The sequence below is a fragment of the Kribbella aluminosa genome, assembly GCF_017876295.1.
Taxonomy (GTDB): domain Bacteria; phylum Actinomycetota; class Actinomycetes; order Propionibacteriales; family Kribbellaceae; genus Kribbella; species Kribbella aluminosa.
This window is the reverse complement of the sequence record NZ_JAGINT010000001.1, coordinates 702743-715614: the sequence shown is the minus strand read 5'-3', so window position 1 is coordinate 715614 and position 12872 is coordinate 702743. Positions and strand designations below refer to the sequence as shown.

10 protein-coding genes and 1 pseudogene are annotated in these 12872 nt (G+C 66.3%); 6 read left to right on the top strand and 5 right to left on the bottom strand.

Going from position 1 to position 12872, the window contains the following annotated elements:
- Positions 1-13: 13 nt before the first annotated feature.
- From JOF29_RS45860 to neuC, 3 genes and pseudogenes are all read left to right on the top strand, one after another.
- Positions 14-211 (top strand): annotated as a pseudogene (locus tag JOF29_RS45860) (DegT/DnrJ/EryC1/StrS family aminotransferase); the annotation flags it as partial.
- Entirely contained in the window at positions 118-1152 is a 1035-nt protein-coding gene (locus JOF29_RS03505) for a DegT/DnrJ/EryC1/StrS family aminotransferase (RefSeq protein WP_372446328.1), read from the top strand. The pseudogene JOF29_RS45860 and the gene JOF29_RS03505, both read left to right, overlap by 94 nt.
- The gene (gene neuC, locus JOF29_RS03500) at positions 1152-2315 is read left to right on the top strand and encodes a UDP-N-acetylglucosamine 2-epimerase (RefSeq protein ID WP_209692775.1); all 1164 of its coding nucleotides are present in this window, start codon (positions 1152-1154) and stop codon (positions 2313-2315) included. Before JOF29_RS03505 ends, neuC begins: the two co-directional genes overlap by 1 nt.
- Here neuC and JOF29_RS03495 read toward each other — a convergent pair.
- The 4 genes from JOF29_RS03495 to JOF29_RS03480 form a co-directional block, all read right to left on the bottom strand.
- Positions 2284-3792 carry an MFS transporter gene (locus tag JOF29_RS03495; RefSeq protein ID WP_209692774.1) on the bottom strand — a complete coding sequence of 503 codons (1509 nt, stop codon included), beginning with the start codon at positions 3790-3792 and terminating at the stop codon, positions 2284-2286. The genes neuC and JOF29_RS03495 overlap by 32 nt on opposite strands.
- Positions 3789-4997 (bottom strand): polysaccharide pyruvyl transferase family protein, encoded by a 1209-nt coding sequence (locus JOF29_RS03490; RefSeq protein ID WP_209692773.1) that lies wholly within the window; start codon positions 4995-4997, stop codon positions 3789-3791. Before JOF29_RS03490 ends, JOF29_RS03495 begins: the two co-directional genes overlap by 4 nt.
- A 108-nt stretch (positions 4998-5105) precedes the next feature.
- A complete protein-coding gene (locus tag JOF29_RS03485) occupies positions 5106-6476 on the bottom strand; it encodes a helix-turn-helix domain-containing protein (protein ID WP_209692772.1) in 1371 nt (456 codons plus the stop codon).
- Positions 6477-6598: 122 nt separating this feature from the next.
- The gene (locus JOF29_RS03480; RefSeq protein ID WP_209692771.1) at positions 6599-7726 is read right to left on the bottom strand and encodes an AraC family transcriptional regulator; all 1128 of its coding nucleotides are present in this window, start codon (positions 7724-7726) and stop codon (positions 6599-6601) included.
- 135 nt (positions 7727-7861) lie between these two features.
- On the opposite strand from JOF29_RS03480, the gene JOF29_RS03475 reads away from it, so the two are divergent.
- Positions 7862-9223 (top strand): tryptophanase, encoded by a 1362-nt coding sequence (locus JOF29_RS03475; RefSeq protein WP_307863131.1) that lies wholly within the window; start codon positions 7862-7864, stop codon positions 9221-9223.
- On the opposite strand, the gene JOF29_RS45855 is transcribed toward JOF29_RS03475, so the two are convergent.
- Complete coding sequence (locus JOF29_RS45855; RefSeq protein ID WP_372446222.1) at positions 9190-9468, bottom strand: helix-turn-helix domain-containing protein; 279 nt, start codon at positions 9466-9468, stop codon at positions 9190-9192. The genes JOF29_RS03475 and JOF29_RS45855 overlap by 34 nt on opposite strands.
- Between JOF29_RS45855 and tsrT the strand changes: the two genes are divergently transcribed.
- Positions 9448-11391 carry a tryptophan 2-C-methyltransferase gene (tsrT, locus tag JOF29_RS03465; protein WP_307863130.1) on the top strand — a complete coding sequence of 648 codons (1944 nt, stop codon included), beginning with the start codon at positions 9448-9450 and terminating at the stop codon, positions 11389-11391. The two genes, JOF29_RS45855 and tsrT, sit on opposite strands and share 21 nt — an antisense overlap.
- Positions 11392-11484: 93 nt before the next feature.
- Entirely contained in the window at positions 11485-12855 is a 1371-nt protein-coding gene (locus JOF29_RS03460) for a TrpB-like pyridoxal phosphate-dependent enzyme (RefSeq protein ID WP_209692768.1), read from the top strand.
- The last annotated feature ends 17 nt before the right edge of the window (positions 12856-12872 follow it).

The following is a 12872-nucleotide window of genomic DNA, read 5'->3' as shown; positions in this document are numbered from 1 at the left end:
GCGAGGGTCCGACGTGATCCGATTGAGCGAGCCGAGTTTCGGTAGCAATGAAGGACGCTATGTGCAGGAGTGCCTCGAGAGCGGGTACGTGTCGTCCGTCGGGCCGTTCGTGGAGCGATTCGAGCGCGAGTTCGCGGCGTTCACCGGCGCCAAGTACGCAGTCGCCTGCGCCAGCGGAACAGCCGCGCTGCACGTGGCCTTGCAGGTTGCCGGAGCAGGGCCCCCGGCCGCCTGGTCGCGGTGTCGGACTTCACCTTCATCGCCTCGGTCAATGCGATCCGCTACACCGGCGCCGATGTGCTGCTCGTCGACAGCGAGCCGCGGACGTGGAACATGGACACCGAAATGCTGCGTGATCACGTCGTCCGACGGGCGACGCGCGGTGGCCGACTGCCCGACATCGTAGAGGTCGTGCACGCCCTCGGACATCCGGCTGACCTGGAACCATTACTGGAACTGCGCGAGAGGTTCGGAATCCGGATCGTCGAGGACGCCGCCGAGTCCCTCGGCGCGGGCTGGTCAGGCGGGCCGCTCTCCGGTCGGCAGACCGGGACGCTCGGAGAATTCGGCTGTTACTCGTTCAACGGCAACAAGATCATCACCACCGGGGCCGGCGGAATGATCACCACCGACGATCCTGATGACGCGGCGCGCGCAAAACATCTCACGACCCAGGCGAAGGTTCAGGCATCGTCGTACCTGCACGACGACGTGGGGTACAACTACCGGCTCAGCAATTTGTCGGCCGCGCTCGGGGTCGCTCAACTCGAGCAACTCCCTGGGCGGATCCACCGAAAGCGGCAGATCGCCCGGCACTACGCCGAGCAACTCAGGGAACTTCCACTGACCTTGCCGCCGCACGCGCAGTGGGCCGATCCGACGTTCTGGCTCTACTCGGTACTTGTCGATCCGAGTCGTTCGGAACCGGAGACCGTCGTCGCGCGGCTTGCGGCTGACGGCGTGGAGGCGCGACTCGTCTGGCGGCCGATGCACCGACAGCCACCGTACGCCACAGCTGATCGACTGAACGGCTCGATCGCCGATCGTCTTCATGACCTCGGGATTTCCCTGCCCAGTTCGGCACATCTGACGACCGAGCAACAGCGCAGGGTGTCCGCCGGGCTGAGTGCGGCGCTGACGGTGCCCGGCTGATGGTACGGCGAATCTGCGTGTTCACCGGCTCGCGAGCCGACTACGGGCCACTATCTGCTGTCCTGACTGCGTTGAACCACGAGCCCGGCATCGACCTCCGCCTGCTCGTCAGCGGATCACACCTCGTTGCTGAGCAGGGCATGACCATCGACGTCATCGCGGACGATGGCCATCCGATCAGCGAGCGGGTTCCGGTTGTCGTTGCGAGCGACACGCCCACTGGCGTCGCCAAGTCGTTCGGGCTCGGGGCCATCGGGTATGCCGAGGCGCTCGAGCGGATCGCGCCGGACATCGTCGTACTTCTCGGCGACCGCTACGAGGTGCTGGCCGCTGCCGTGGCGGCGGCGTTTCTGCGGATCCCTATCGCGCATATCTGCGGTGGAGAAGTCACCGCCGGCTCGACCGACGAGGGGATGCGGCACGCGATCACCAAGCTTTCGCACCTTCACTTCACCGCAACCGAAGAGTTCAGCCGCCGGGTCGTCCAGATGGGTGAGGATCCGCGAAGGGTGTACACGGTCGGCTCGCCTGGACTGGACACGGTACGAACCATCCAGTTGCTGGACAAGCTGTCGTTGTCGCAGAAGCTGGGCATGAAGCTCGCCACGCCGACCATTGCGGTGACCTACCACCCGGCCACGGCAGATCCGGTGGGCAGTGAGGCTGGAATCAGGGGCCTGCTGGCGGCGCTGGACCGCCTCGACCAGGCGACGGTGGTATTCACCGGTTCGAACGTCGATCTCGGCGGACCGTCCACGGGCCACGACCTTGAGCGCTTCGTCGCGCGGCATTCCGATCGGATGCTGATCTGCCCGTCTCTCGGCCAATCCGGCTACCTCAGCCTGGCACAGCATGCCGATGTCGTCGTCGGGAACTCGTCGAGCGCGCTCATCGAGGTCCCTGCCCTGGGCACCCCGACAGTCAACATCGGTACCCGCCAGGAGGGCAGGCCGATCTCGGAGTCGACCATCAGCTGCAGCGACGACGCAGAAGCCATCCTCATCGCCATCCAGCAGGCCCTCGCCCCGGAACACAGAGCCCGAGCTGCGGCCGGTACGTCGCCCTACGGCGACGGCCACGCCGCGGTCCGGATCCTGCACGTCCTTAAGACAACCTCACTCGAGGGAGCGTTCAAGAAGCGCTTTGTCGACCTGGTGAACTGAGACCGTCGACGTCGTCTGTGGCCAGTGCAGGCACGCCACGGAGGACACGAGCCAACAGAACGCAGACGATCGTCAGGCCCACCGCCGAGATTCCGGCAACCACCTGAAATCCCGCGGTGAAAGCGGAACGGGCCTCGTCCAGAACCGCGGGTGCAGCCGCGTCGACGGTCTCCCCGAGTGAGCTGCCGCCACGACCGCCCATGCGACTGCGGTAGACCGCGGTCACGACGCTGCCCAGGACCGCGACGCCAAGTGCGATGCCGAGTTCGTTGCTCGTCTGGGCCAGGGCGCCTGCCGAGCCGGCCTTCTCCCGCGCGACAAAGCCGATGATCAAGCTCGTGCCGAGCGTGACGACAGGCGCGGCACCAAGGCACTCGACAGCGAACGCGATTACCAGGACTGCGGGGGACGTCGTCAGCGCAATTGCGATGCAGCCCGTGGCGGTCAACGCTATTCCGGCTGGAATCAGCACTCCCGGGCGGATGTGGTGAGCCAGCCGTGGTGCCAACTGGAAGGCGATCGTCGAGGCGATCATGCCGGGGATCAGCGCGAGGCCGGCTGCCAGAGGGGTCATCCCTCGCACCAGTTGGAAGTATTGGGCGAGGAAGACCATCACCCCGCTCGACAGCATCGAGTACGACAGCATGCTGACCAGGGTCACGCTGAACGTCCGCCGGACGAACAGCCGGACGTCGACAAGCGGATCTGTCAGCCGCAACTGTCGCCGTACGAAGATCCATCCGAACGCCACCCCCGCCACCAGCGCCCCGACCGAATCCGTCCCCGCACCGTGCGCGGCCAGGCGCTTGAGGCCGTAGATCGCCGGCAGGATCGCGGCCAGCGACAACACAACGCTGGGAACGTCGATCCGCCCGGCCTCCTCGTTGCGGTACTCCGGCAAGAGGATCGGCCCGACCACCAGCAGCACGACCATCGCCGGCACGCCGACCAGGAAGGCGGAACCCCACCAGAAGTGGTCGAGCAGCACACCACCGACGATCGGCCCGACCACCGCGCCGACCGTGAAACAGCCCGCCCAGACACCCAATGCAATCGTCCGCTCCCGCTCGTCCGGGAACAGCGTCGAGATGAGCGACAGCGTGCATGGCGCGATCGCCGCAGCGGCAATACCCAGCACCGCCCGCGCACCGATCAACATCCCGGGGCTGACCGAGTACGCCGCCGCGACCGACGCGAACCCGAACACCGCCGCCGCGACCAGCAACAACCGCCGACGACCCACGCGGTCACCCAAGTTGCCCATGGTGATCATCAGGCCCGCCACCATGAACCCGTACACATCGAGGATCCACAACTGCTGACTGCTGCTGGCCCCAAGCGCCGCCGTCAAGGCCGGCACGGCCAGCAGCAGCACGAAGGCGTGCAGCGACACCAGAAGCGCGCCCAGGCCGAGAACGCCCAGCGCGATCCAAGGACGGCGCGCAGTCGCCTGTTTCGCGCTCTCGTCGAGGGTCATCGCAGCACGGATCGCAGGGTTTCTGTCAGCGCAGCCCGGGACCGAGCCGCATGCTGGCGTATCCGGGCCACGACTGGCTCGAATTCGCCACGTTCCATGAACCACGCAATGCGTTCCACGTGTTGCTTGGTGACTTCCTCTGTGTCCATGCTGGTGGACAGATAGAGGTCCATGGCGTCGTACGCAGCGTAGAAGACGTGCTTCTTCCAGTCGTTCAGGGACAGGAGTCCATCCGGCGATGGACCGGGTTGCGGCGAGCCGATGCAGATCGCGGGAGTGCCAGCCCGCCAAGCGTTGACGCACAGGTGATAGGTGTCGCTGATGACGAAGCGGTACTTCGGTAGTGCCGCCAGTAGATCGCCGAGCCGGGGCCGGCCCGGGCGTACATCCACTGGCAACTGGCCGGCTGCTTGAGTCTCCGACCACGGCAGCCAGTCGAGCCGAACCCCAGTACGAGCCGCGATCTCCTCACAGAATCGGGGCAGCCACGGCGGCCGCTTGGTTCGTTCGCCGACGAAGACGCCCGCCGCTGTTCCGTCGACGATCTCCTCCCCCCAGCCGGTGCGCTCCAGTCCGGCCAGTTCGGCGGACTCGAGCAGCAGGGCTGCATCTGCGCCGAACAACGCCGGCCGGCCGGCCGCGCGGAGGTGGCCGGCTTTGGCCACCGAGACGGGATCTCGCAGCCAGATCGAGTGGCATTCGGCCATCAGCCGGGAGAACGCGCGGAAGTAGCCTGAATCCTGGTAGTCCGATTGTGTGTTGTGGAGGAGCGTGCCGCCGTACAGCACGGTGCGGCGCAGCGAATCCGTCGGCTCGTCCCGTAGCAGTAGCCGCCGGTGCAGCAGATCTCTGGCTTCCGAGCGCTTCGTGACACCGCAGAATCTGAGAAGCTTGATCGTCGCATCTTGTTCGATGTAGTGCCGGGTCTGTAGGAAGTCGCCCCAGATGACCCGTACCGTTCCGGGCGGCGAAGCGGCATCTCCGAGCGGTTGGAACGTGAAGGGCAGGTCGTCGTCGCTGAGATAGTCGCGCATCCGCGCCACCGATGGCAGGTGCAGAGTGCGCCATTCGACTCCGACATCCGGGCCGAGTTGCTTGCGTACCGATTCGAAGGCCAAGTCCACGGTCACCATGCCGGCGTTCTCGAACCCGGCGTTGTCGGCGGTGATGACCGTAATTGGGGGGTCTGGCGCATCTGCTGACACTGCTTGGCCTTTCGCTTTGGCGGGCTACTTGTTGAGTGTCTGGTCAGGTGGTAGTGAGGTGCCAGGTGGCGAGTTCTGCCGGGGCCGGTCTCCGGGAGTTCGTCAGCGCTATGGCTCGTACAGGGGAAGTTCGCGGGCCCTGGTTCGAGCGTCGACGAGGAGTGCGTGAACGGTCGCGGTACTAATCCGGGCTTCTTCGGGAGTCAGGCCGTTCGCGCGGACGTGCAGGGCCGTCGCACGTTCACGCAGTTGGACGACGTGCGAGTACCTGTGACCGAACTGCGCGGTGACCGCCTCGCCGGCGGCGTTGGGATGGGCTGCAAGATCGACGCGGAGACCTTGCTGGGCGAGCAGACCTTCGGCGATGCGTTGGCCGGCCTCTGCCAGGAGGAGGTACGCCGACTCAGGGGCGCCATCGACGATCTGATCGGCGGCAGCGAGGTGCTTCTCGGCCAGGTCCAGGGCTGGTTCCGCACGAGCGTCGCGGTCGTTGGTCATGGTCAGCTGACCTGACTCGAGGAATTCGGCTATGGCCTCGCGTCCCGTGGTGACGCGTTCGCGCCCGCCGGCCGGGTCTCGGGACCTGACCAGTCGGACTTCGACGATGGGCTGGCCTTCCCAGTGGCTCGGTGTCGTCAGCGTTCGCCCAGGGCCGTACTCGCCCGCATGCCAGCGCACTGGTCGTTTCAGGCGGTGCTCAGCACGATCTCCCGCTAGACGGAGCTCATTTTCGTCGGCGGGCTGGTCCGGTTTGGGTACGACAATCAGCTCGATGTTCTCCGGGGCCGGGCCGGGGACGCCGGCGAAGCGTTGCGCCCAGGTGCCGGCCAGGACAAGGCGCCCGGCGCCGCGTACTCGGCCGAACTCTTCACCGATTACCTGGGGGACCCCGTAAGTCTGACGGATCAGGTCGACCAACGGCGCGAGACCCGGTCCCAGGTGAGAAGCGTGGTACAGGCGCATCGTGCCTTCGGTTCGGCTGCTGACTATTCCGGATGTCTCCAGTAGCTGGACTTCCTTGTCGACGGATGCCAGCGCGGCGCCCGCCGTCTCGCCGAGTTCGCTGAGGGAGAACCAGCGGTCCGGGTTGAGGAGCACCGTTGCGAGGATCCCGGCCTGCACGCGTGATCGCAGTACAGGCAGCAGCTCTGGGGTGCCCTGAGCCCGCCGTACCGGGCCTGTCCTCGCCGGAGGGTTGTGGGCGACCACGGCATTGCCGGTCTTCATGCGGCGCTTCGACAGCGCCGCCGCTTCCTCGAAGCGTTCCTGGGGGATCTCGAAGAAGACCGACAGCCACTGTCGCGTCTCGGCTCTGGGGACCTGTGCGCCACGCTCCCAGTGCGAGATCAGGTCTCGATTGATGGTGTGCCTGCCGGACAGCGTTGCAAGTGCTTTCGCGAGTCGCGTTTGGCTCAGCCCTCTCGCCTCGCGGGCCTTCCTGATGAGTTCGCCGACCGTCGCGGGACCGCTCAAGTCCATCGACGCCTCACTTCCGCAACTGTCCACGCGCCTTCCGCCAGACCCGTAACACTACGGAGCAGAACTGTGCGAGGACGGGCCGATTTACGACCCGCTCGATCCATGTTGCGTCGGGTGAGCGCCTACTTCGCGAGCGTCTCCGAGGGGAGCTCACCGAAACGTTTTCGGTACTCGCCGGCGAAGCGGCCGACGTGGCCCAGGCGCCACCGGCTGGCGATCTCGTGCACGGTGGTTGTGTCACGCTGTTTGGCGCGGAGCTCGCTGTGTGCTCGTTGCATGCGAACCGACGTCAGGTACTCCTTGGGAGCGACGCCGAGATGCCGGGCGAACCCCTTTTGGAGAGCGCGGGGGCTGACACCGGCTTCACGAGCCAGACTCGTGATGGTGTGGTCCCACTCCGGGTGGTTCTCGATGATGTCCCGCGCCATGCTGACCGCCCGCGACGGCACCAGGGGCTGGCTCGTGCCGGCGAGCTTGTCGGAGTAGTTGTGCGGCTGGGCGAGCAGCAGACCCCTGATCAGGACATCCTCGTAGCCGGAGGCCGTCAGCGCGTGGTCGATGAGGCTGTCGTCGGCACGGTCGAGCTCGTCGACGAAGGTTCGCATCATCGCCAGCCAGCTTCGGCCGTAGCCGGTGCTCACGTCCATGCCCGGGCGGAATCGCACGGGCACGGGCAGTGGCGCGGACAGCATCTCGCTCAGCTCCGACTCCACCGCGAGCCGGTCGACGCGGAGGATCAGCTTGGCGCAGTCGGCCGACCAGCGCATGCTGAGCGACTCGGTAGGTGAGACCACGGAGACGAGTCTCGGCGTGGAGAAGACCTCCTCCCGGCCGCAGCGAACGTGACTGTGACCGGACAGTGGCACCTGTACGACGAAGAACGAGCCGAGCTCACCCGGCTCGATCAACACATCCGCACCGTAGCTGACGTAATTCGCGGCGACCTTCGCGATGCGGCGAGTGCACATCCGCGCGTCCAGGTGGCCGGCCTTCTGTGTCAGGTCCAGGCGATGTGGAACGAAGACGCGTCCGACCGAATCACGAACGTCGTCCAGATCCTGTGAATGAAACAGCTCGTAGTGTTCCAGTAGTTGCATCTTCTGTCGGCCGTCCGCGCGCGGAGCGCCAACACCCCCTTTGACAATGATGTTGAAAAAACGATAACCGCTTAACCGAGTGTCAGCATCAGTTGCGCGTGCCGCCGCACAGCTCCGGACAGGACGGGTGGCATTGGTTAACGTTGCACCCACGCGGGCTGACCGGGCCAGTGCTGCGGCGGCCGGTGGAAATCGCCCTCCTCGGCAACTGGCCCCTTCCGGTGGCGCCGGGGAGTGCACAGACTTGACGTGCCGACATCCGGTCCCGCCACTTGGAGGACGACGCCTGTGCCCGCGTTCATGGAGCCGTTCCGGATCAAGAGCGTCGAACCGATCCCCTTCCCGACCGCCGGGCAACGACGTACGGCGCTCGTCGACGCCGGTCACAACCTGTTCCGGGTGCCGTCGCGCGCGATCACCATCGACCTGCTCACCGACTCGGGAACGAATGCGATGTCGGCCGCGCAGTGGGCGGCGCTGGTCAGCGGCGACGAGTCGTACGCCGGTGCGACCTCGTTCGAGCATTTCCAGACAGTCGTACGCGATCTGACGGGATTCGACGAGGTAATACCGGTGCACCAGGGCCGCGCTGCCGAGCGGATCCTGCTGGGTGAGTTGCTGGGGCCCGGACATTTTTCCATCAGCAATACGCATTTCGACACGACCAGAGCGGCGATCGAATCCAAGGGCGCCTCGGCTGTTGATCTGCCGGTCGACCAGACGTCGTCGGCCTTCGGCGGCGACATCGATCCCGGTCGGCTTTCCGAATGGCTCAGCGGAACGCAGGCTCACCGGGTGCGCTGCGTGGTACTGACCATTACCAACAACGCAAGCGGTGGTCAGCCGGTCTCACTCGCGAACGTCGGCGTCGTCCGCGAACTGTGCGACCGTCATCAGGTGATGCTCCTCCTGGACGCATCCAGATTCGCCGAGAACGCCTACCTGATCAGCGAACGCGACCCCGGCCAGTCCGGCCGGAGCCCACGCGAGATCGCGCAGGCCGTGTTCTCGCTGGCGGACGGATGCTGGGCAAGCCTGAAGAAGGACGGCATCGCCAACATCGGTGGGATGATCGCGTTACGGGATCCCGACCTCGCCCGCCGTTGCCGGCAGCAACTGATTGCGTTCGAGGGATTTCCCACCTACGGCGGACTGGCCGGCCGCGATCTGGAGGCTCTGGCGCAGGGACTCCTCGAGGTCACCGATCCGGCGTACCTGCGGTATCGGGCGTCGACGGCCCGCTGGTTCGGCGAACAACTCGCCGACGCCGGGCTTCCGGTGCTGCAGCCGACGGGTTGCCATGCCGTGTACGTCGATGCCGCGGAACTTCTGCCGCACATCCGTCCCGAGCAGCTGCCCGCTACCGCACTCGCCAACGAGCTCTACCTGAGCGGAGCCGTGCGCGTGTCCGACCTTGGCACCTTGGCCTTCGGGCGGGTCGACCCCCACGGCGGTGTGGACATCGCGGCACCCCGTGAGCTCGTACGCTTCGCCCTACCTCGCAGGGTCTACACCAAGAGCCATCTCGAGTACGTCTCGGAGGTGGCAGCCGGCGTGGCCGCCAAAGCTGCGCAGATCCCTGGTTACCGGATCGTCGAGCAAGAGTCGGCCTTGCGTCACTTCACGGCGGCGCTGATGCCGCTCGTGTGAGGCAACCGCTCACGAGCGAGCCGCCGATCCTCCTGCTGGGAACGGATCGCCAGCTCCAGGTCACTCGTCGGCAGCCGCAGAACCACACAGATCCACCGCCGCCAGTACGGGCCTGGGAGTCTCTTCCCGCGTTCCCAGCGGGCTACTTCCTCGCGGGTCAGCGAGTCGTTTCCCGAGACCCTGGCCAACTCGTCCGCAATCACATACTGGCTGAGTCCAAGTCTGTGACGCGCTTGCCGAAGCATTTCTCCGACCAGCACCTGGTGCTCCATGACGCTCCTACATCGACCTCACCGGGATCGATCCTCACTCTCAGAATCAGGTTAGAAGCGCGGAGTGATCCGGCCGATCCACAATGCGCACCGTCCTGTGCACTTCGCGAACCGCTGCCCGGTCGCGCCCGTCGCCGGCCGTGCCGGACCTACTGGCCCCTGCCGCCAGGTCGCCGCCGCTGTCACGATCTCACCGTCGATCCGACTCGGACGAAGGAGACAGTGGTGACCGATAGGCTCGTAACGCTGGTGAACCCGAACCTTGTTCATCCTCCGATCACGCCATATGCGCTGGACATTCTGACGACCTCGCTCGAGGATTCCGGATTTGATGTCGAGGTGCTCGACCTGACCCTCGTCCGGGATCGTTGGCGCACCACGATCGCGTCCTACTTCCAGCACCGCGAACCACTCTTGGTGGGCATTACCATCCGCAACACCGACACCATCTATCCCCAGGAGCAGCGGGTCTTCCTGGACTCGCACCGGGACGTCATCAGCGAGATTCGCCACTACTGCGCCGCACCGGTCGTCGGCGGTGGCGTCGGGTTCTCCTCGATGCCGTTCGCACTGGTCGACTTCTTCGACATCGAATTCGGCGTCAAAGGCCCGGGGGAGGTGACGATCGTCGACCTGGCCCAGGCGCTGGCTTCCGGGACACCGGTGTCGGACGTACCCGGTCTGATCATCAACGACGGCGACGGCGAGGTACACCAGGTCCCGCATCGCGATCGGCTCACCGCGGTCGGCCGCGCGACATTGGTGAACCGGAGGACGCCGTACACACGGCGGTCCGGCACGCCCTACAAGGTGGACAACCTCGACTACTACCACCGTGGAGGTCTCGGAAACATCCTGACCAAGAACGGATGTACCTACGCCTGCACCCATTGCGTCGAACCTGACGCCAAGGGGACACAGTTCGCCCGCCGCGCCGAGACGGCGGTTGTCGACGAGATGGAGATGCTGACGGCTCAAGGGGTGCGTGACCTGCACACCACCGACAGCGAGTTCAACCTCAGCATCAGCCACAGCAAGGCCGTGCTTCGCGAGATCGTCCGGCGGAAGACGAACGATGCGTCGTCGCCCTTGCACGACCTCCGGTTGTGGATCTACGTCCAGCCGGCCCCGTTTGACCAGGAGTACGCCGAACTGCTGGCCGCAGCGGGTTGCGCAGGCATCAACGTGGCACCTGATCACGTCCGCGACGACGTTCTCGACGGCTGGAAGGTCAGCGGGAAGGGCACCAGGTTCTACACGTCCGACGACGTGGGGAAGCTGTGCGGCCTGGCGAAGCAGTACGGCATGCTCACCATGGTCGAGGCCCTCCTGGGCATGCCGGGCGAGACCGAGGCGACCATGCACGAATGCGTGGACAAGCTGATGGAACTCGATGCCACCGTCGTCGGGTTCACGCTCGGCATTCGCGCGTTTCCGTACTCGCCGTTGGGGAGGCGTCTCGCCGCAGGTAGTGGTGGTGTGCGTCCCGTTCCCGGGGTCCAGTCCAACACCGCGACCGAGGAGATCCTCCTCACCCCGGCCGATCGGTGCAGGAGCGTTCTCGACTACGAGCGGCAGTTCATGTTCGATGCGCACGGCAACTTCCGGCCCATCTACTTCTTCTCGCCCGACCTCCCAGAGGGGCGCGGCGACATCGGTCCAGGCGACCGTTGGCTGACCAGCCTGGAGCTGCTGTGGAAGTGGGTGCCCGAGCGGGACCGTCACCGGGTGATGTTGCCTACAGCCACCGGCCTGACCCAGGAGGACAACAACTACGCGGACAATCCGTTTCTCCTCCGCCTGACCGAGCTCGGCTACAAGGGCGCCTTCTGGTCCCACTGGCCTGAGCGCGAGACGATCATGCGGATGGAAACCGCGGCCACCACTCCGTCCTGAGCGAGATCGGACAGCCCGGGGGGCAGAACAAGTGCCGACTCGGTTCCGGTTCGGGGCATTGTCCGGGTGGCGCGCGAGTCGTACGTTGCGTACATGATGCCGACGAAGATTCTGTTGCCAGAGGACGAGCTGCCGACGCGTTGGTACAACGTGCTTCACGACCTGCCGACGCCTCCGCCGCCGGTGCTGCACCCGGGGACGGGGCAGCCGATCGGGCCCGACGATCTGGCGCCGTTGTTCCCGATGGAGCTGATCCTGCAGGAGGTTTCACAGGAGCAGTACGTCGACATTCCGGGTGAGGTGCTCGACGTCTACCGGCTGTGGCGGCCCAGCCCGCTGTACCGGGCGCATCGGCTGGAGAAGGCGCTCGATACGCCGGCGCGCATCTACTACAAGTACGAGGGCGTCTCGCCGGCCGGATCGCACAAGCCGAACACGGCGGTCCCGCAGGCGTACTACAACGCGAAGTCCGGCGTCCGGAAGCTCACCACCGAGACCGGTGCGGGGCAGTGGGGTACGGCGCTCGCGTTCGCCTGCGCGCAGTTCGGGCTGGACTGTGAGGTCTGGCAGGTGCGCGCGTCGTACGACCAGAAGCCGTACCGGCGGACGATGATGCAGGTCTTCGGCGCGACCGTGCACCCGAGCCCGTCGGAGCTGACCGCGGCCGGCCGGAAGATCCTCGCCGAGACCCCGGACTCCACCGGGTCGCTCGGCATCGCGATCAGCGAGGCGGTCGAGGCCGCGGTCCAGGATCCCGAGGTGCACTATGCGCTCGGGTCGGTACTCAACCACGTGCTGCTGCACCAGACCGTGATCGGCGAGGAGGCGCTGATCCAGCTCGCGATGGTCGGCGAGACCCCGGACCTGATCGTCGGCTGCACCGGCGGCGGGTCGAACTTCGGCGGCCTGGCGTTCCCGTTCCTGCGGGAGAAGTGGGCCGGCCGGATGTCTCCGGTGCTCCGCGCGGTCGAGCCGGCCGCCTGCCCGTCGCTGACCCAGGGCACCTATGCGTACGACTTCGGCGACACCATCGGGCTGACGCCACTGATGAAGATGCACACCCTCGGCCACGACTTCGTGCCGGACCCGATCCACGCCGGCGGCCTGCGGTACCACGGCATGAGCCCGCTGATCAGCCACCTGTACGAGACCGGCGAGATCGAGGCCGTCGCCAAACCGCAGTCCGAGTGCTTCGCCGCGGGCGTCCAGTTCGCCCGGACGGAAGGAATCGTCCCGGCCCCCGAGCCCACCCACGCGCTGGCCGCCGCCGTCGAGGAAGCCCTGCACTGCAAGGAGTCCGGCGAGGAGAAGGTCATCCTCACCGCCCTCTGCGGCCACGGCCACCTGGACCTGGCCGCGTACAACGCCTACCTGTCCAACACCATCATCGACCGCAACTGGGAGGACGCCGACATCCAGTCCGCCGTCGCCGCAGCCCTGACCCGCCTCCCCGCCCTCAGCTGATCCCAGCTCGGCCGGGA

Bases quoted from the DNA above. Each gene is read 5' to 3' on its own strand.
- JOF29_RS03495 (WP_209692774.1), bottom strand. From the start codon at position 3,792: ATGACCCTCGACGAGAGCGCGAAACAGGCGACTGCGCGCCGTCCTTGG.
- JOF29_RS03485 (WP_209692772.1), bottom strand. From the start codon at position 6,476: ATGGACTTGAGCGGTCCCGCGACGGTCGGCGAACTCATCAGGAAGGCC.
- JOF29_RS03460 (WP_209692768.1), top strand. From the start codon at position 11,485: ATGATGCCGACGAAGATTCTGTTGCCAGAGGACGAGCTGCCGACGCGT.
- neuC (WP_209692775.1), top strand. From the start codon at position 1,152: ATGGTACGGCGAATCTGCGTGTTCACCGGCTCGCGAGCCGACTACGGG.
- JOF29_RS45855 (WP_372446222.1), bottom strand. From the start codon at position 9,468: ATGCTTCGGCAAGCGCGTCACAGACTTGGACTCAGCCAGTATGTGATT.